This window comes from Neisseria sp. P0019.S003 (assembly GCF_051957115.1).
Classification (GTDB): domain Bacteria; phylum Pseudomonadota; class Gammaproteobacteria; order Burkholderiales; family Neisseriaceae; genus Neisseria; species Neisseria flavescens_D.
Map to the genome: position 1 here is coordinate 15,871 of NZ_JBQCWT010000003.1, position 19,324 is coordinate 35,194.

The window sequence follows — 19,324 nt, forward strand, 5'->3', positions numbered from 1 at the left end:
GGTCTGACCGTCTTATCACATTTGTAAAAACAATGATTAAAAAAATATTCTCATGGTTCGAGTCACGCATCGACCCTTATCCAGAAGCTGCTCCGAAAACGCCAGAAAAAGGGTTGTGGCGGTTTATTTGGAGCAATATTGAAGGCGTGCGCAAATGGATCGCCGTGTTGGCCGTGTTTACGGTCGGCGTCGGCATCATGGAAGCCTTGATGTTCCAATTTATGGGCAAGGTGGTCGACTGGCTCGGCACTTATACGCCGCAAACGCTTTTTGCTGAAAAAGGCCATGCATTAATCGGCATGATGGCCATGGTGGCATTTTTTGCCGTTTGGACCTTTTTCGCGTCCAGTGTGCGCCTGCAAACCCTGCAAGGCGTGTTCCCCATGCGCCTGCGCTGGAATTTCCACCGCCTGATGTTGGGACAAAGCCTAGGCTTTTATCAGGATGAATTTGCAGGACGTGTGTCCGCCAAAGTCATGCAGACCGCGCTGGCGCTGCGCGATGTCGTGATGACCGTCGCCGATATGGTTGTGTATGTGCTGGTGTACTTCATCACTTCCGGCGTGATTCTGTCCTCATTCGATGCCTGGCTTATCGTGCCGTTTATCTGCTGGATGATTGGATTCGCGATGATTATGCGCTTCCTGATTCCCAAACTCGGCAAAACTGCTGCACGTCAAGCTGATGCGCGCTCGCTGATGACCGGCCGCATTACCGACGCCTACTCCAATATCGCCACCGTCAAACTTTTCTCCCACGGCGCGCGCGAGGCCGCTTATGCCAAGCAGTCAATGGAAGAGTTTATGGTAACCGTCCATGCCCAAATGCGTTTGGCAACGCTGCTGCATACTTGCAGTTTTATCGTCAATAGCTCGCTGACCGTAGGCACGACCGCCTTGGGCATTTGGCTTTGGTATCACGGCCAAGTCGGCGTAGGCGCGGTAGCCACGGCCACTGCCATGGCATTGCGTGTGAACGGTTTGTCGCAATACATCATGTGGGAATCCGCCCGATTGTTTGAAAACATCGGTACCGTCAACGACGGCATGGCCACCCTGTCCAAACCCCACACCATCCTCGACAAACCGCAAGCCCTGCCGCTTAAAGTCACCCGGGGCGAAATCAAGTTTGATCACGTCGATTTCTCTTACGAAGCAGGCAAACCGCTTCTTAACGGCTTTAATCTGAACATCAAACCCGGCGAAAAAGTCGGCTTGATCGGCCGCAGCGGCGCGGGCAAATCCACCATCGTCAACCTGCTCCTGCGCTTTTACGAACCGCAAAGCGGCACGATTTCGATCGACGGCCAAAACGTGGACAGCGTTACCCAAGAAAGTCTGCGCGCCCAAATCGGTTTGGTAACGCAAGATACTTCCCTGCTGCACCGCTCCGTCCGTGACAACATTATCTACGGCCGTCCCGATGCAACCGAAGCCGAGATGATTTCCGCCGCGGAACGCGCCGAGGCCGCCGGTTTTATTCCTAACTTAAGCGATGCCAAAGGCCGACGCGGCTATGATGCGCACGTTGGCGAACGCGGCGTGAAACTTTCCGGCGGCCAACGCCAACGCATCGCCATCGCCCGCGTTATGCTCAAAGACGCGCCGATTCTGTTGCTTGACGAAGCCACCAGCGCGCTTGACTCCGAAGTCGAAGCCGCCATCCAAGAAAGCCTCGACAAAATGATGGAAGGCAAAACCGTGATTGCCATCGCCCACCGCCTCTCCACCATCGCCGCGATGGACCGCCTCATCGTCTTGGACAAAGGCCGCATCATCGAAGAAGGCAGCCACACCGAGTTGCTCGAGAAACAAGGCCTGTACGCCAAACTTTGGGCGCACCAAAGCGGCGGCTTCTTGAGTGAGCATGTCGAGTGGGAAAACAATTAAACGTTTTGAAAAAAGATAAAAGGCCGTCTGAAAACATTTTCAGACGGCCTTTATTAATGAAGCAAAGGGCAGCTGGGATAACCGCTTTTTCAGTTGAAACCTTAGTTTTACAGTCCCAGCGACCAAGCATTTTGGTGTTCGGACAAGTCTTCCAAGCGGTTTTCGTAATGGGCGAAGATTTCTTCGATGATTTCGTCTTCGTCGTCGATGACGCGGATCAAGTTCAAATCCTCTTCCAAAATCAGGTTTCTGCCCAGCAACTGCTCGCGTATCCAGTCCAACAGTCCCGCCCAAAATGCTTTGCCCACTAAGATAATCGGGCGGTCGGGCGTTTTGCCGGTTTGCACCAAAGTCAGGCTTTCAAACAATTCATCCAATGTGCCGAAACCGCCGGGCATGACGACATACGCCACGGCGTGTTTGACGAACATGACTTTGCGCGGGAAGAAGTGTTGGAATTTAATCGACAAATCTTGATACGGATTGGCTTTTTGCTCGTGCGGCAACACGATATTCAGCCCCACCGCCGGACTTGCGCCTGCAAACGCGCCTTTGTTGGCCGCTTCCATAATGCCCGGTCCGCCGCCGGAAATCACGGAAAATCCGGCATCCGACAGTTTGCGTGCCAAGCGTAATGTGAACGCGTAATCGGGATGGTTTTCAGGCGTGCGCGCGCTGCCGTAAATGCTGACGGCTGGCTGAATGGCGCGCAATTCTTCGCCGGCTTCGACAAATTCGGAAATAATCTTCAATACATGATACGACTCGCGCGCCTGAATATCGCGGCGGGTTTCGTCGGGCAGCATGGGTTTGGGCAATTTTTTGAGCAGGCTCACGGCTTTTCCTTCGAGTTTTTATGTGCAGTATTGTAACCCGAAAGGGGCGGGCCGTCTGAAAGTTGGGTCTCGGCGGCAAGTGTACCTGCCACATTTTCAAAAGCCCGTTACAATATCTGCTTTTATTCAACTGCTCCGCCATGCTCGATATTATCCACCGCGACAGCCGCACCATTGCCGTCAACAAACCTGCCGGAATGCTGGTGCACCGAAGCTGGTTAGACACACATGAAACCCGTTTTGCCGTGCAAACCCTGCGCGACCAAATCGGGCAGCACGTCTATCCCGTCCACCGCCTCGACCGCCCGACTTCCGGCGTCTTGCTGTTTGCCCTCGATACGGAAGCCGCACGGTTATTGACGCAGCAGTTTGAAAACAAAACCATCGAAAAAACTTATTGGGCGATTGTTCGCGGTCATCTGCCTTCAGACGGCCTGATTGATTACGCCCTCAAATATATGCCCGACAAAATCGCCGAAGCGCAGACCGAAGCCACATTGCAGGAGGCGCAAACCGCCTACCGCTGTCTGGTGCAAACCGAGTTGCCGTTCCAGTCCGCCTTGCGTTATCCGACCTCGCGTTATTCGTGGGCCGAACTCACGCCGCACACCGGCCGCAAACACCAACTCCGCCGCCATATGAAACACATTTTCCACCCCATCGTCGGCGACACCAACTACGGCGATTTGCGCCAAAACCATGCCGTTGCCGAACATATCGGCACGCAACGCCTGATGTTGCACGCGCGAAGCCTCAGTTTTCAAAGCATAGAAGACGGCAGCCGGATGACCGTACAAGCGCCGACAGACAACGACTGGTGGCTTTGGATGGAAAAATTCAAAACCGAGGCCGTCTGAAAATCCAAACCGCACATTTTCAGACGGCCCAGTCATGGAAAAAAATAGGCAAATCCCTTACAATACGCCCCTAAAATTTTGAAAGAACACAAGAATCATGGAAGCCGAAGTAATCAACCAGCTTAACAACACCCTAAACGACTTGGAGAAGCGCAGCGAAGACATCCGCGTCTATATGGACTACCAAGGCAAAAAAGACCGCCTTGAAGAAGTCGTCGGCCTCTCCGAAGACCCGGAACTCTGGAACGACCCCAAACGCGCCCAAGAAATCGGCAAAGAGCGCAAAATCCTCGAAGGCATCGTGGTGACCCTCGACAACATCGCCACAGGCATCGAAGACAACCGCATGCTGATCGAAATGGCCGTCGAAGAAAACGACGAAGAAGGTTTCGCCGCCGTGCAGGAAGACGTGGCCGGTTTGGAAAAACAAATGGCCGACCTCGAATTCAAACGGATGTTCAACCAGCCTGCCGACCCGAACAACTGCTTTATCGACATTACCGCAGGCGCGGGCGGTACTGAAGCCGAAGACTGGGCAGGCATGTTGTTCCGTATGTACAGCCGCTACGCCGAGCGCAAAGGCTTCAAAATCGAAATCCTTGAAGAAGACGACGGCGAAATCGCAGGCATCAACCGCGCCACCATCCGCGTGGAAGGCGAATACGCCTACGGCTTGCTGCGTACCGAAACCGGCGTTCACCGCTTGGTGCGATACTCGCCGTTTGACTCGAACAACAAACGCCATACGTCTTTTTCATCCGTGTTTGTTTACCCCGAAATCGACGATTCCATCGAAATCGAAATCAACCCGGCCGATTTGCGTATCGACACTTACCGCGCATCGGGCGCGGGCGGTCAGCACATCAACAAAACCGACTCCGCCGTGCGTATTACCCATGAGCCGACTGGGATTGTGGTGCAATGTCAAAACGACCGTTCGCAACACGCCAACAAAGCCGCCGCGATGGAAATGTTGAAATCCAAACTGTACGAATTGGAAATGCGCAAACGCAACGAAGAGAAACAGGCATTGGAAGAAGGCAAGTCCGATGTGGGTTGGGGCAGCCAAATCCGTTCGTACGTCTTGGACTCCTCACGCATCAAAGACTTGCGTACAGGCTACGAAGTCGGCAACACCAAAGCCGTATTGGACGGCGACTTGGACGGCTTCATCGAAGCCAGCCTGAAACAAGGTGTGTAAACCGTAAGAGATAAACAGGCCGTCTGAAAGATTTCAGACGGCCTGTTTGTTGTTGAATATGGCGGTAACTATACCCACTTCGATGATTTATATTTCCAGCGGGTAAAAGGTTCTATCTATTTGAATAGGCAAAGTCTTATCAGCCTAAATGGAATACTGAACGCAGTAAATATATCCGTTTTTGGCTACATGAAAAACACAATATAGAAAATCTAAAAATTAATAGGGTTTTGAATATGTAGGGCATGACGGAGATGACCGCGATATGCTTGTTATGTAGCTATCGAGTTCTTTTTAAATGCGAATATTAATCTTTTTATAAAAATATGCATTTTAATGTTTTGCAAATGCAAAGATTGACAGTAATATATGGCTTCCATAAAAATGATTAGTAGGTATAACAGGCCGTCTGAAGCCTGAGCCTGTCTAATATATAGGAGAACTCATAATGTCCGGTCAAAAGTTGTCGTCTGCCGAGAAAACTTTCTTCGGCCATCCTTTGCAATTATCTACCTTATTCCACATTGAGCTGTGGGAACGTTTTTCCTTCTACGGTATGCAGGGCATCCTGCTGATTTATCTGTATTACACCGCGAATCAAGGTGGTTTGGGTATGGATAAAGCCTTGGCCGGCGGCATTGTCGGCGCGTACGGCGGCAGCGTTTACCTGTCCACGATTCTCGGCGCATGGTTGGCCGACCGCATTTGGGGTGCGGAACGTACCCTGTTTATCGCTGGCATCGTCGTGATGACCGGCCATATTTTATTGGCGATCGTGCCGGGTTTGATGGGATTGCTGCTGGGCTTGGTGTTTATTGCGCTGGGCAGCGGCGGCGTGAAATCGTCTGCCGGTTCGATGGTCGGTTCTTTGTATGAACGGGACGACCTGCGAGAATTGCGCGATGCCGGTTTCTCCATTTTCTATATTTCCATCAATATCGGCGGTTTCTTAGGCCCTTTGTTGACCGGTATTTTGCAAGACAGAATGGGATTCCATTACGGTTTCGCCGCGGCGGCCGTCGGTATGGCATTTGGCCTGCTGTGGTATTCGCGCGGCCGTAAAAACCTGCCGCATACGCTGGCTCCCAATCCGTTGCGCCCTGAAAAGGTACAGACTGCAATAGCTGTCGGTGTGTTGCTGGTTTTGGTGTTGAGCAGCGTGATTGCTTCCGGCGCGCTCAATCTTGAGAACTTTTCACGCTGGCTTTTAGGCGTGGTCATTATTACCGTTATCGCTTATTTTGCACGCCTGCTGGGCAGCAGCCAGGTTGAGGCAGCCAATAAACGTTACATCATGGCCTATATTCCGCTGTTTTTGACTATTTGTATGTTCTGGGCGGTTTGGTTTCAGGTGTACACCGTTGCAACGGTTTATTTCGACGAAACGGTTGACCGTACTTTCTTCAGCTTTACCGTGCCTGTTTCATGGAAAGACTCGATACAGGCCATGTGGGTGGTTCTCTTCTCCGGCGTGATGGCGGCGGTGTGGACGAAAATGGGCAAACGCCAACCTAAAACGCCGTTGAAATTTGCGCTGGCCATGTTGGTAACCGGCGTCTCTTATTTGTGTTTCATCCCGTATATTTCATCCGGAACCCCGATGCCGATTATCGTGTTTATGCTGGTGTTGCTGGCGATTACGATAGGCGAGTTGATGCTGTCGCCGATTTCGCTGTCGTTTTCCACCAAAATCGCACCAAGCATGTTTAAAACACAAATGGTTGCGTTGAACTTCTTGGCACTGTCTATCGGCTTTACCTTGGGCGGAGTGTTGTTTAAAGACTACTACAATGCTCAGTCGCCATTGGATTTCTACTGGATGCTGGCCACTATCGGTGCGATAACCTGCGGTATCCTGTTGGTACTTGCCCCGGTATTGAACCGCATGCTCAAAGGTATCGATTGATTTTTCTATTTAAATAATGTGATGTACACAGGCCGTCTGAAAAGAATCAGTTTTCAGACGGCCTGATGTTTTTATTGAGATTTGGAAAAAGGGGGGCTCCAGATTTTTGAAGTAAATCGGACAGGTAGAAAAACCGAATTAAATGATACATGATTAAATTGAAATTAAAATTGTGAAATATTAAATAAGAATAAGAATTGTTCTCATAACTTTATTGAATTTATTAGTGTTTTTTTACTGATTTGCTGATATTTACCTTTAAATGGCTTTTGAAATTCGATAAAATGGTAATCTATTTTTAAGATTTGTCTGTCAACCAGTTAGGTACGACCATGTTGGCCAGTTACTTTCCCGTCCTCGTATTCATCCTCGTCGGCCTTGCGGCCGGTGTGCTGTTTATTCTACTCGGCACAATTTTAGGCCCGAAACACCACTATGCCGAAAAAGACGCGGCTTACGAATGCGGGTTTGAAGCCTTTGAAAACGCAAGGATGAAGTTCGACGTGCGCTATTACCTCGTCGCCATCCTCTTCATCCTGTTTGATTTGGAGGTCGCGTTCATGTTGCCGTGGGCAGTCGTGTTCAAAGATTTGGGCGCGTACGGCTTCTGGTCTATGCTGGTGTTTATCGTCGTTCTGACGGTAGGCTTTATTTACGAATGGAAAAAAGGTGCGCTGGAATGGGAATAGAAGGCGTTTTGAAAAAAGGTTTCATCACCACCAGCGCGGATACGGTGTTGAACTATATGCGTACCGGTTCATTGTGGCCGGTTACTTTCGGCTTGGCCTGCTGCGCCGTGGAAATGATGCATGCGGGTATGGCGCGTTATGACCTTGACCGTTTCGGTATCATTTTCCGTCCGTCCCCACGTCAGGCCGACCTGATGATTGTGGCAGGTACGTTGACCAACAAAATGGCGCCCGCCCTGCGCCGCGTATACGACCAGCTCGCCGAGCCGCGCTGGGTATTGTCTATGGGCTCGTGTGCCAACGGCGGCGGCTATTATCACTATTCTTATTCCGTTGTGCGCGGTGCCGACCGTGTCGTGCCGGTAGACGTTTATGTGCCGGGTTGTCCGCCGACTGCGGAAGCCCTGATTTACGGCCTGATTCAGCTCCAACAAAAAATCAAGCGCACTTCCACCATCGCGCGTGACGAGTAAGGAGAGGACGATATGGCAAGCATTCAAAACTTATACGAGACCGTCGTCGGCGTGCTTGGCGATCAGGCAAGCAAAGTCATTTCAGCTTTGGGCGAGATTACCGTCGAGTGTCTGCCCGAACACTATATTTCAGTCATGACCGCATTGCGCGACCATGAAGAGTTGCATTTCGAGCTTCTGGTTGACTTGTGCGGTGTCGATTACAGCACTTACAAAAACGAAGTATGGCAGGGCAAACGCTTTGCCGTCGTCAGTCAGCTGCTTTCCGTTAAAAACAATCAACGCATCCGCGTACGCGTCTGGGTTTCAGACGACGACTTCCCCGTGGTCGAATCCGTAGTCGATATTTACAACAGCGCGGATTGGTACGAGCGCGAAGCCTTTGATATGTACGGCATCATGTTCAACAACCACCCGGACTTGCGCCGCATTCTGACCGATTACGGCTTTGTCGGACATCCGTTCCGCAAAGACTTCCCGATTTCCGGCTATGTGGAAATGCGTTACGACGAAGAGCAAAAACGCGTGATTTACCAACCTGTTACCATTGAGCCGCGCGAGATCACGCCGCGTATCGTCCGTGAGGAGAACTACGGTGGCCAATAAATTAAGAAACTACACCATCAACTTCGGCCCGCAACACCCTGCGGCGCACGGCGTATTGCGTATGATTTTGGAGTTGGAGGGCGAAACCATCGTCCGTGCCGATCCGCACATCGGCCTCCTGCACCGCGGTACTGAAAAACTGGCTGAAACCAAAACCTATCTGCAAGCCTTGCCCTATATGGACCGCTTGGACTACGTTTCCATGATGGTCAATGAGCAGGCGTATTGTTTGGCAGTAGAAAAACTTGCCGGTATCGATGTGCCTATCCGCGCCCAGTATATTCGCGTGATGTTTGCCGAAGTAACGCGCATCCTCAATCACTTGATGGGCATCGGTTCGCACGCCTTCGACATCGGCGCGATGACCGCCATCCTTTACGCCTTCCGCGACCGCGAAGAGCTGATGGACTTGTACGAAGCCGTTTCCGGCGCGCGTATGCACGCAGCCTACTTCCGTCCCGGCGGCGTTTACCGCGACCTGCCCGACTTCATGCCTAAATACGAGAGCAGCAAATTCCGCAACGCCAAAGTATTGAAGCAGCTCAACGAATCCCGTGAAGGCACCATGCTCGACTTTATCGACGCCTTCTGCGAACGTTTCCCGAAAAACATCGATACACTCGAAACCCTCCTGACCGACAACCGTATTTGGAAACAGCGTACCGTCGGCATCGGCGTTGTCACTCCTGAGCGCGCCATGCAAAAAGGTTTTACCGGCGTGATGTTGCGCGGTTCCGGCGTGGAATGGGACGTGCGTAAGACACAGCCTTACGAAGTGTACGACAAAATGGATTTCGACATCCCAGTCGGCGTCAACGGCGACTGCTACGACCGTTACCTCTGCCGTATGGAAGAAATGCGTCAATCCGTGCGCATCATCAAACAATGTTCCGAGTGGTTGCGTGTCAATCCGGGTCCGGTCATTACCACAAACCACAAATTTGCTCCGCCCAAACGTACCGAAATGAAAACAGGTATGGAAGACCTGATTCACCATTTCAAACTCTTTACCGAAGGTATGCACGTTCCTGAGGGCGAGACCTACACCGCTGTCGAACATCCGAAAGGCGAGTTCGGCGTTTACATCATTTCAGACGGCGCAAACAAACCCTACCGCCTGAAAATCCGCGCACCCGGCTTTGCCCACCTGCAAGGTATGGATGAAATGGCAAAAGGCCACATGCTGGCCGACGTCGTTGCCATCATTGGTACGCAGGACATCGTATTCGGGGAGGTTGACCGATAATGTTATCCGCAGAATCCTTAAAACAAATTGACATCGAGTTGGCAAAATATCCTGCCGACCAACGCCGCTCCGCGATTATGGGCGCATTGCGTATCGCCCAAACCGAAAAAGGCTGGCTTGCTCCCGAGACCATTGCCTTTGTCGCAGACTATATCGGCATCTCGCCTGCACAAGCCTACGAAGTCGCTACTTTCTACAATATGTACGACCTTGAGCCTGTCGGCAAATACAAACTGACCGTTTGTACCAACCTGCCCTGCGCCCTGCGCGGCGGTATGGCAACCGGAGAATACCTCAAACAAAAACTCGGTATCGGCTACGGCGAAACCACACCCGACGGCAAATTTACCCTTGTCGAAGGCGAATGCATGGGCGCATGCGGCGACGCACCGGTCATGCTGGTCAACAACCACAGCATGTGCAGCTTTATGACCGAAGAAGCGATTGAGAAAAAATTAGCAGAATTAGAATAGATCGTCTGAACATATTCGGTTTGTAATCAAACTTATTAGTTATTCCAAAATTTTAAATTGTGATTTAAAAGTAACAATAAAAAGGGAAGCGGTTAATGAAAGGGATAATTGTTAAGTGGGATGATGAAAAAGGTTATGGTTTTATACGGATAGATGGTAGTAAACAAGAAATTTTCTGCCATATTTCTGACTTTTCCCAAAGAAGCCCTCGTCCTGAACTTAATGAGGCGGTTGGCTTTGAAGTATCTGCTAACGGAAAAGGAAAAAATGTTGCTAAACAGATTCGTTACTTGAATCGTGAGGCAAGAGATTTTAAGCGGAATCATAACCATCGTTCGAGTGCAAAGAAAAAATCATTTTTTGCCTTAGATTCGTCGTCTTCCATATTGACGAAATTGGTAGGGTTGGCACTTTTCGGGTTAATTGGTTATCAGATATATCAATTCGCCGCAGCAAAATTAGTCCCTAAACAAACTAATGCACCAGTAGAGCTTAATGATCCAGCTACGATACAAGCTAAAAAAAGCAATAGTAATAAATATCGTTGTGATGGCAGGCAATATTGTTCTCAGATGGTGTCATGCGAAGAGGCCAAATGGTTTTTACAGAATTGTTCTGATACCAAAATGGATGGTGATGGCGATGGGATTCCATGTGAAGATAAATGCGGTGGATGGTGATAACTTCAGCAAAGTAGACTAGGTCTATAACCATGAAAACGAAATACAAGGTCGTCTGAAATATCAACTTTAGTGAATCAACATATTTTATTTTAGACGGCATAGAGTCGATATACAAAGGTATATTAGGCCGTCTGAAAACAACGGCTGCAACCTATACGAAAACAAACAGGCAACCAAAAATGGCTATTTACCAATCAGGCGTGATTTTTGACCAAGTGGATACCGCCAATCCCGATTGCTGGACATTGGACGAATACGTCAAACGTGGCGGCTATACCGCCCTGCGTAAAATCCTGTCCGAAAACATCTCGCAAACCGATGTGATTGACGAAGTCAAAACCTCCGGCTTGCGCGGTCGTGGCGGTGCGGGCTTTCCGACCGGTTTGAAATGGAGCTTTATGCCCCGTTCCTTCCCGGGCGAAAAATATGTGGTTTGTAACACCGACGAAGGCGAGCCGGGTACATTTAAAGACCGTGACATCATCATGTTCAATCCTCATGCCCTGATTGAAGGCATGATTATTGCCGGTTACGCGATGGGCGCGAAAGCCGGCTACAACTACATCCACGGCGAAATTTTCGAAGGCTACCAACGTTTTGAAGCCGCTTTGGAGCAGGCGCGTGCCGCAGGCTTTTTGGGTAAAAATATTTTGGGTTCGGATTTTGAATTTGAACTCTTTGCCCACCACGGCTACGGCGCATATATTTGCGGCGAAGAAACCGCATTGCTCGAATCGTTGGAAGGCAAAAAAGGCCAGCCGCGCTTTAAGCCGCCATTCCCTGCTTCGTTCGGCCTCTACGGCAAACCGACTACCATCAATAATACCGAAACGTTCTCCTCCGTCCCCTTCATTATCCGTGACGGCGGACAGGCATTTGCCGATAAAGGTATTCCGAATGCAGGCGGTACCAAATTGTTCTGTATTTCCGGTCATGTCGAGCGTCCGGGCAACTATGAAGTGCCATTGGGCACGCCGTTTGCCGAAGTCTTGAAAATGGCGGGCGGTATGCGCGGCGGCAAAAAACTCAAAGCCGTTATCCCCGGCGGTTCGTCCGCGCCAGTTTTGCCTGCCGATATCATGATGCAGACCAATATGGACTATGACTCGATTTCCAAAGCCGGCTCGATGCTGGGTTCCGGCGCGATTATCGTCATGGACGAAGACGTGTGCATGGTGAAAGCCCTTGAGCGCCTGAGCTACTTCTACTACGACGAGTCTTGCGGCCAATGTACGCCTTGTCGTGAAGGTACTGGCTGGCTCTACCGCATCGTCCACCGCATCGTAGAAGGCAAAGGCCGCATGGAAGACTTGGATTTGCTGGATTCCGTCGGCAACCAAATGGCAGGCCGCACTATCTGCGCCCTTGCCGATGCCGCCGTCTTCCCTGTCCGCAGCTTTACCAAGCATTTCCGTGATGAGTTTGTGCATTACATCGAACACGGCGGACCGATGAAACCGAATAAGTGGTGCTAAGTTTTCAGACGGCCTCTAAAAGAATTATTTATTAAATACCCGTAACTAGGAACGAACCATGTTACAAATCGAAATCGACGGCAAACAGGTATCTGTGGAGCAGGGCGCGACGGTGATTGAAGCCGCGCACAAGCTCGGTACTTATATCCCGCATTTCTGTTACCACAAAAAACTTTCCATCGCCGCCAACTGCCGTATGTGTTTGGTGGACGTGGAAAAAGCCCCCAAACCCCTGCCCGCCTGTGCCACGCCGGTTACAGACGGCATGATTGTGCGTACGCATTCGGCAAAAGCCCGAGAGGCGCAAGAAGGCGTGATGGAGTTCCTGCTCATCAACCATCCGCTTGATTGTCCGACCTGCGACCAAGGCGGCGAATGCCAGTTGCAGGATTTGGCGATGGGCTACGGCAAAAATACCAGCCGTTATACCGAAGAAAAACGTTCTGTCATCGGCAAAGACATGGGTCCTTTGATTTCCGCCGAGGAAATGAGCCGCTGCATCCACTGTACCCGTTGCGTCCGTTTCACTGAAGAAATCGCCGGCGTGCAAGAAATCGCCATGGCCAACCGCGGCGAACACTCCGAGATAATGCCTTTTATCGGTAAAGCAGTGGAAACCGAATTGTCAGGCAACGTCATCGATTTGTGTCCTGTCGGCGCATTGACCAGCAAACCGTTCCGCTTCAACGCGCGTACTTGGGAGCTGAACCGCCGCAAATCCGTTTCCGCCCATGACGCTCTGGGCAGTAATCTGATTGTGCAGACCAAAGACCATACCGTCCGCCGCGTGTTGCCGCTGGAAAACGAAGCCATCAACGAATGCTGGCTGTCTGACCGCGACCGTTTCGCCTACGAAGGTCTGTATCACGAAAGCCGTCTGAAAAACCCGAAAATCAAACAGGGCGGCGAGTGGATGGACGTGGATTGGAAAACTGCGTTGGAATATGTCCACAGCGCAATTGAATGTATCGCCAAAGACGGCAACCAAAACCAAGTCGGTGTTTGGGCCAATCCGATGAATACGGTTGAAGAGCTGTATTTGGCCAAAAAGCTTGCCAATGGTTTGGGTGTTAAAAACTTTGCAACCCGTTTGAGCCAACAAGACAAACGTCTTTCAGACGGCCTTAAAGGTGCGCAATGGTTGGGACAAAGCATTGAATCTTTGGCTGACAACGATGCCGTATTGGTAGTCGGCGCGAACTTGCGCAAAGAACAGCCGCTCCTGACCGCCCGCCTGCGCCGCGCCGCCAAAGACCGTATGGCCTTGAGCGTATTGGCCAGCAGTAAAGAAGAATTGTTTATGCCGCTTCTGTCTCAAGAAGCCGCACATCCCGACGAGTGGGCAGGCCGTCTGAAAAACCTGTCTGCCAATGCGGAACACGCCGTTACCGCCAGCCTGAAAAACGCTGAAAAAGCAGCAGTGATTTTGGGTGCGGAAGTACAAAACCATCCTGATTACGCCGCCATTTATGCCGCCGCGCAAGAGCTGGCAGATGCGACCGGCGCAGTGCTGGGCATTTTGCCGCAAGCCGCCAACAGCGTTGGTGCGGATGTCTTGAATGTAAACTCCGGCGAGAGCGTTGCCGAAATGGCAAATGCGCCGAAACAGGCAGTCTTGCTACTCAATGTCGAGCCTGAAATCGATACGGTTGACGGTGCAAAAGCCGTAGCCGCGTTGAAACAGGCAAAAAGCGTGATGGCGTTTACGCCGTTTGTCAGCGAAACGCTGCTGGACGTGTGCGACGTATTGTTGCCGATTGCGCCGTTTACCGAAACATCAGGCAGCTTCATCAATATGGAAGGCCGTCTGCAATCTTTCCACGGCGTGGTACAAGGCTTCGGCGATTCGCGTCCGATGTGGAAAGTGTTGCGCGTATTGGGCAACCTGTTTGACCTGCAAGGCTTTGAATACCACGATACCGCCGCGATTTTGAAAGACGCGTTGGACGTGGAAAGCCTGCCATCCAAACTGAACAACCGCAGCACATGGGCAGGAGAGAGCGTTCAGACGGCCTCAGACCGCCTCGTCCGTGTCGGCGGCGTCGGTATTTATCACACTGATTCTATCGTGCGCCGTTCCGCACCGTTGCAAGAAACCAGCCATGCCGCCGTGCCTGCCGCGCGTGTGAATCCGAACACATTGGCACGCTTGGGCCTGCAAGACGGACAAACCGCTGTCGCCAAACAAAACGGCGCAAGCGTATCGGTTTCTGTCAAAGCCGATGCCGGTTTGCCTGAAAACGTGGTGTATCTGCCGCTGCATACCGAAAATGCCGCGCTGGGTGCGTTGATGGACACTATTGAACTGGCGGGAGCTTGATCATGCAAGAATGGTTCCAAAACCTCTTTGCCGCAACGCTCGGTCTGGGCGATTTGGGTATCACCGTAGGCTTGGTGGTATCCGTCATCGTCAAAATCGTGATTATCCTGATTCCGCTGATTCTGACCGTTGCCTACCTGACGTATTTCGAACGTAAAGTCATCGGCTTTATGCAGCTTCGTGTCGGCCCGAACGTAACCGGCCCGTGGGGTCTGATTCAGCCGTTTGCCGACGTGTTCAAACTCTTGTTTAAAGAGGTAACCCGTCCGAAGCTGTCAAACAAAGCCCTATTCTATATCGGCCCGATCATGTCGCTTGCTCCGTCTTTTGCGGCGTGGGCGGTGATTCCGTTCAACGAAGAATGGGTGCTGACCAACATCAATATCGGTCTTTTGTACATCCTGATGATTACCTCGCTGTCGGTTTACGGCGTGATCATCGCGGGCTGGGCTTCTAACTCCAAATATTCGTTCTTGGGCGCAATGCGTGCTTCCGCGCAAAGCATTTCCTACGAGATTGCCATGAGCGCCGCTCTGGTGTGCGTCGTGATGGTGTCGGGCAGCATGAACTTCTCCGACATCGTTGCCGCGCAAGCCAAAGGTATTGCCGGCGGTTCGGTATTCTCTTGGAACTGGCTGCCACTGTTCCCCATCTTCATCGTTTATCTGATTTCCGCCGTTGCCGAAACCAACCGCGCGCCGTTTGACGTGGCAGAGGGTGAGTCTGAAATCGTTGCCGGTCACCACGTCGAATATTCCGGCTTCGCATTCGCACTGTTCTTCCTTGCTGAATACATTTTCATGATTCTGATTGCCGCGCTGACATCGCTGATGTTCCTCGGCGGCTGGCTGTCTCCGTTCCCACAAAGCTGGGGCTTTATCGGTACGCCTTCCGCATTCTGGATGTTCGTGAAAATGGCGGCGGTTCTGTACTGGTATCTGTGGATCCGTGCAACCTTCCCACGCTACCGTTACGACCAAATCATGCGTTTGGGCTGGAAAGTGCTGATTCCGATCGGCTTCGCCTACATCGTGATTTTGGGCGTGTGGATGATTTCACCGCTGAATTTGTGGAAATAAGTTTCAGACGGCATCTTGAGGCCGTCTGAACAAAGCGATTTTGAATACCTAACGAAATCCCTGTTTTGAGGGAACATAATATGGCTAACTTAGTAAAAACCTTTCTGCTTGGCGAATTGGTAAAAGGCTTGGGCGTAACGCTCAAAAACTTTTTTGCCCGCAAAGACACAATTTATTTCCCCGAAGAGAAAACGCCGCAATCCGTGCGTTTCCGTGGCTTGCACGCGCAACGCCGTTATCCGAACGGCGAAGAGCGCTGTATTGCGTGTAAATTGTGTGAGGCAGTTTGTCCGGCAATGGCGATTAACATCGAATCGGAAGAACGCGAAGACGGCACCCGCCGCACCAAGCGTTACGACATCGACCTGACCAAGTGCATCTTCTGCGGTTTCTGCGAAGAGGCCTGCCCGACCGATGCGATTGTGGAAACCCATATTTTTGAATACCACGGCGAGAAAAAAGGCGACTTGCACATGACCAAGCCGATTCTTTTGGCCATTGGCGATAAATACGAAGCTGAAATCGCCAAACGCAAAGCCGCTGACGCGCCGTATCGTTAAGGAGCAGACGAATGACTTTTTCCGCGATTCTGTTCTATATTCTTGCCGCCATCGTTTTGTACGGTGCGGTTCGTACCGTTACCGCTAAAAACCCCGTGCACGCCGCTTTGCATCTGGTGCTGACCTTCTGCGTGAGCGCGATGATTTGGATGCTGATGCAGGCTGAGTTTTTGGGCGTTACGCTGGTGGTGGTTTACGTCGGCGCCGTGATGGTGTTGTTCCTGTTCGTCGTGATGATGTTGAACATCGACATTGAAGAAATGCGCGCCGGTTTCTGGCGTCATGCGCCGGTTGCTGGCGTGGTTGGCACATTGTTGGCGGTTGCCCTGATTCTGATTTTGGTCAACCCGAAAACCGACCTGGCCGCATTTGGTCTGATGAAAGACATTCCGGCCGATTACAACAATATCCGCGATTTGGGTAGCCGTATTTATACCGACTACCTGTTGCCGTTTGAATTGGCGGCGGTATTGCTGCTGTTGGGTATGGTGGCCGCGATTGCGCTGGTTCACCGTAAAACCACCAATCCGAAACGCATGGATCCTGCCGACCAAGTTAAAGTACGCGCCGATCAAGGCCGTATGCGTCTGGTGAAAATGGAAGCGGTCAAACCGCAAGTTGAATCTGCCGAAGAAAGCGAAATTTCAGACGGCCTCAAGCCGGAAGGGGAGGGCAAAGCATGATTACCTTGACGCATTATTTGGTATTGGGCGCGCTCCTGTTCGGTATCAGCGCGATGGGTATCTTCATGAACCGCAAAAACGTGCTGGTATTGCTGATGTCCATCGAGCTGATGCTCTTGGCGGTGAACTTCAACTTTATCGCCTTCTCCCAATATTTGGGCGATACTGCCGGACAGATTTTCGTATTTTTCGTACTGACCGTCGCCGCTGCTGAATCCGCCATTGGTCTGGCGATTATGGTGCTGGTGTACCGCAACCGACAAACGATTAATGTTGCTGATTTGGACGAGTTGAAAGGGTAATCATGAACGATATGACTTTATATTTGATAATTGCCCTTGTTCCGTTGGCAGGCTCGCTGATTGTGGGTTTGTTCGGCAACAAAATCGGACGTGCCGGTGCGCATACCGTAACAATACTCGGTGTGGCGGTGTCTGCCGTGCTGTCGGCTTATGTGCTGTGGGGATTCCTCAATGGCAGCCGTGCCAAGTTTGACGAGAACGTCTATACCTGGCTGACAATGGGCGGTTTGGATTTCTCCGTCGGCTTCTTGATCGATACGATGACGGCGATGATGATGGTCGTGGTAACGGGCGTGTCGTTGATGGTGCATATCTATACCATCGGCTATATGCATGATGAAAAAGTCGGCTACCAACGCTTCTTCAGCTATATTTCTTTGTTTACTTTCAGCATGTTGATGCTGATTATGAGCAACAACTTCATCCAGCTCTTCTTCGGCTGGGAGGCTGTGGGCTTGGTGTCGTATCTCTTGATCGGTTTCTATTTCAAACGTCCAAGCGCAACATTTGCCAACCTGAAAGCCTTTTTGATCAACCGTGTCGGCGACTTCGGCTTTTTGCTCGGTATCGGCTTGGTACTTGCCTATTTCGGCGGCAGCCTGCGCTATCAGGATGTATTCGCTTATCTGCCTAATGTTCAGACGGCCACTATCCAACTGTTCCCCGGTGTGGAATGGTCTTTGATTACTGTAACCTGTTTACTCCTGTTTGTCGGTGCGATGGGTAAATCTGCACAATTCCCGCTGCATGTCTGGCTGCCTGATTCGATGGAAGGCCCGACCCCGATTTCTGCATTGATTCACGCCGCAACTATGGTTACCGCCGGTCTGTTCATGGTATCGCGTATGTCGCCGATTTATGAGATGAGCAGCACTGCGCTGTCGGTCATTATGGTTATCGGCGCGATTACTGCCCTGTTTATGGGCTTCTTGGGCGTGATTCAAAATGACATCAAGCGCGTGGTTGCGTATTCCACCCTGTCGCAACTGGGCTATATGACCGTGGCTCTGGGTGCGTCCGCCTATTCCGTGGCGATGTTCCACGTCATGACCCACGCTTTCTTTAAAGCCTTGTTGTTCTTGGCCGCAGGTAGCGCAATTATCGGTATGCACCACGACCAAGATATGCGCCACATGGGCAACCTGAAAAAATACATGCCGATTACTTGGCTGACCATGCTGATCGGTAACTTGTCGCTGATCGGTACGCCGTTCTTCTCCGGCTTCTATTCCAAAGATTCGATTATCGAAGCGGCGAAATACAGCACCCTGCCGGGCAGCGGCTTTGCCTATTTTGCCGTCCTCACCAGCGTGTTCGTTACCGCGTTTTACGCGTTCCGCCAATACTTTATGGTGTTCCACGGCGAAGAGAAATGGCGCAGCTTGCCTGAACATCATGACGATCATCATGGCGAAGAACATCACGGCTTGGGCAAAAATGACAATCCGCACGAAAGCCCGTTGGTTGTTACCCTGCCTTTGATTTTGCTTGCTATTCCGTCCGTCATCATCGGCTATGTTGCCATCGAGCCTATGCTTTACGGCGATTTCTTCAAAGACGTGATTTTCGTCAACGCCGACGCGCATCCGACTATGCACATCATGAAGGAAGAGTTCCACGGCGCATTGGCAATGGTGTCGCACAGCCTGCATTCGCCTGTACTCTACCTCGCTATCGCAGGTGTCTTGAGCGCATGGCTTTTGTACGTCAAACTGCCGCACCTGCCTGCGAAAATTGCACAGGCGTTCCGTCCGGTTTACGTTTTGTTTGAAAACAAATACTACCTCGACGCCCTGTATTTCAACGTCTTCGCTAAAGGCACGCGCGCATTGGGTACTTTCTTCTGGAAAGTCGGCGATACCGCCATTATCGACAACGGCATTGTCAACGGCTCCGCCAAACTGGTCGGCGCGATTGCCGCGCAAGTGCGTAAAGCCCAAACCGGCTTTATCTACACCTACGCCGCCGCTATGGTATTCGGCGTATTGGTACTGCTCGGCATGACCTTCTGGGGATTGTTCCGATAAGAATAAGGTTTCAGACGGC

18 protein-coding genes are annotated in these 19,324 nt (G+C 51.3%); 17 read left to right on the forward strand and 1 reads right to left on the reverse strand.

All coding sequences use genetic code 11. The features are described from left to right. The first annotated feature begins 32 nt into the window (after positions 1-32). On the forward strand, positions 33-1,889 hold the full coding sequence (locus ACTHTS_RS05505) for an ABC transporter ATP-binding protein (protein WP_440366525.1): 1,857 nt from the start codon (positions 33-35) through the stop codon (positions 1,887-1,889). 107 nt (positions 1,890-1,996) lie between these two features. On the opposite strand, the gene ACTHTS_RS05510 is transcribed toward ACTHTS_RS05505, so the two are convergent. Further along, complete coding sequence (locus ACTHTS_RS05510; protein WP_003747857.1) at positions 1,997-2,725, reverse strand: TIGR00730 family Rossman fold protein; 729 nt, start codon at positions 2,723-2,725, stop codon at positions 1,997-1,999. Between the two features lie 140 nt (positions 2,726-2,865). Here ACTHTS_RS05510 and truC point away from each other — a divergent pair, with 140 nt between their 5' ends. The 16 genes from truC to nuoL all read left to right on the forward strand — a co-directional run bounded on the left by truC (position 2,866) and on the right by nuoL (position 19,305). Beyond that, complete coding sequence (gene truC / locus ACTHTS_RS05515; RefSeq protein WP_440369462.1) at positions 2,866-3,582, forward strand: tRNA pseudouridine(65) synthase TruC; 717 nt, start codon at positions 2,866-2,868, stop codon at positions 3,580-3,582. Positions 3,583-3,679: 97 nt separating this feature from the next. Further along, positions 3,680-4,783: a peptide chain release factor 2 gene (gene prfB, locus ACTHTS_RS05520; protein WP_003681666.1), complete on the forward strand. Its 1,104-nt coding sequence runs from the start codon at positions 3,680-3,682 to the stop codon at positions 4,781-4,783. A 448-nt stretch (positions 4,784-5,231) separates the two neighbouring features. Continuing rightward, positions 5,232-6,689 (forward strand): oligopeptide:H+ symporter, encoded by a 1,458-nt coding sequence (locus tag ACTHTS_RS05525; RefSeq protein WP_440369463.1) that lies wholly within the window; start codon positions 5,232-5,234, stop codon positions 6,687-6,689. Between the two features lie 332 nt (positions 6,690-7,021). Next, on the forward strand, positions 7,022-7,378 hold the full coding sequence (locus ACTHTS_RS05530; RefSeq protein ID WP_070606431.1) for an NADH-quinone oxidoreductase subunit A: 357 nt from the start codon (positions 7,022-7,024) through the stop codon (positions 7,376-7,378). Next, positions 7,369-7,851, forward strand: a complete 483-nt coding sequence (locus ACTHTS_RS05535; protein ID WP_002215610.1) for a NuoB/complex I 20 kDa subunit family protein — start codon at positions 7,369-7,371, stop codon at positions 7,849-7,851. The genes ACTHTS_RS05530 and ACTHTS_RS05535 overlap by 10 nt, the downstream gene beginning before the upstream one ends. Before the next feature lie 12 nt (positions 7,852-7,863). Then, a complete protein-coding gene (locus ACTHTS_RS05540; RefSeq protein ID WP_002216335.1) occupies positions 7,864-8,457 on the forward strand; it encodes an NADH-quinone oxidoreductase subunit C in 594 nt (197 codons plus the stop codon). Further along, the gene (nuoD, locus tag ACTHTS_RS05545) at positions 8,447-9,703 is read left to right on the forward strand and encodes an NADH dehydrogenase (quinone) subunit D (protein ID WP_049332998.1); all 1,257 of its coding nucleotides are present in this window, start codon (positions 8,447-8,449) and stop codon (positions 9,701-9,703) included. The genes ACTHTS_RS05540 and nuoD overlap by 11 nt, the downstream gene beginning before the upstream one ends. Next, positions 9,703-10,176 carry an NADH-quinone oxidoreductase subunit NuoE gene (gene nuoE / locus ACTHTS_RS05550; RefSeq protein ID WP_004467713.1) on the forward strand — a complete coding sequence of 158 codons (474 nt, stop codon included), beginning with the start codon at positions 9,703-9,705 and terminating at the stop codon, positions 10,174-10,176. Before nuoD ends, nuoE begins: the two co-directional genes overlap by 1 nt. Positions 10,177-10,271: 95 nt before the next feature. Continuing rightward, the gene (locus tag ACTHTS_RS05555; protein ID WP_315093266.1) at positions 10,272-10,856 is read left to right on the forward strand and encodes an excalibur calcium-binding domain-containing protein; all 585 of its coding nucleotides are present in this window, start codon (positions 10,272-10,274) and stop codon (positions 10,854-10,856) included. A gap of 182 nt (positions 10,857-11,038) precedes the next feature. After that, on the forward strand, positions 11,039-12,334 hold the full coding sequence (gene nuoF, locus ACTHTS_RS05560; RefSeq protein ID WP_003686543.1) for an NADH-quinone oxidoreductase subunit NuoF: 1,296 nt from the start codon (positions 11,039-11,041) through the stop codon (positions 12,332-12,334). A 58-nt stretch (positions 12,335-12,392) separates the two neighbouring features. Then, positions 12,393-14,654 carry an NADH-quinone oxidoreductase subunit NuoG gene (gene nuoG, locus ACTHTS_RS05565; RefSeq protein ID WP_440369464.1) on the forward strand — a complete coding sequence of 754 codons (2,262 nt, stop codon included), beginning with the start codon at positions 12,393-12,395 and terminating at the stop codon, positions 14,652-14,654. A 2-nt stretch (positions 14,655-14,656) separates the two neighbouring features. Further along, positions 14,657-15,733 carry an NADH-quinone oxidoreductase subunit NuoH gene (gene nuoH / locus ACTHTS_RS05570; protein ID WP_002216340.1) on the forward strand — a complete coding sequence of 359 codons (1,077 nt, stop codon included), beginning with the start codon at positions 14,657-14,659 and terminating at the stop codon, positions 15,731-15,733. An 80-nt stretch (positions 15,734-15,813) separates the two neighbouring features. Continuing rightward, positions 15,814-16,293: an NADH-quinone oxidoreductase subunit NuoI gene (gene nuoI, locus ACTHTS_RS05575; protein WP_002218650.1), complete on the forward strand. Its 480-nt coding sequence runs from the start codon at positions 15,814-15,816 to the stop codon at positions 16,291-16,293. 11 nt (positions 16,294-16,304) lie between these two features. Further along, on the forward strand, positions 16,305-16,976 hold the full coding sequence (locus tag ACTHTS_RS05580) for an NADH-quinone oxidoreductase subunit J (protein WP_440369465.1): 672 nt from the start codon (positions 16,305-16,307) through the stop codon (positions 16,974-16,976). After that, positions 16,973-17,278 (forward strand): NADH-quinone oxidoreductase subunit NuoK, encoded by a 306-nt coding sequence (nuoK, locus tag ACTHTS_RS05585; protein ID WP_004519135.1) that lies wholly within the window; start codon positions 16,973-16,975, stop codon positions 17,276-17,278. Before ACTHTS_RS05580 ends, nuoK begins: the two co-directional genes overlap by 4 nt. A 2-nt stretch (positions 17,279-17,280) precedes the next feature. Further along, positions 17,281-19,305 carry an NADH-quinone oxidoreductase subunit L gene (nuoL, locus tag ACTHTS_RS05590; protein WP_440369466.1) on the forward strand — a complete coding sequence of 675 codons (2,025 nt, stop codon included), beginning with the start codon at positions 17,281-17,283 and terminating at the stop codon, positions 19,303-19,305. Positions 19,306-19,324 lie beyond the last annotated feature (19 nt).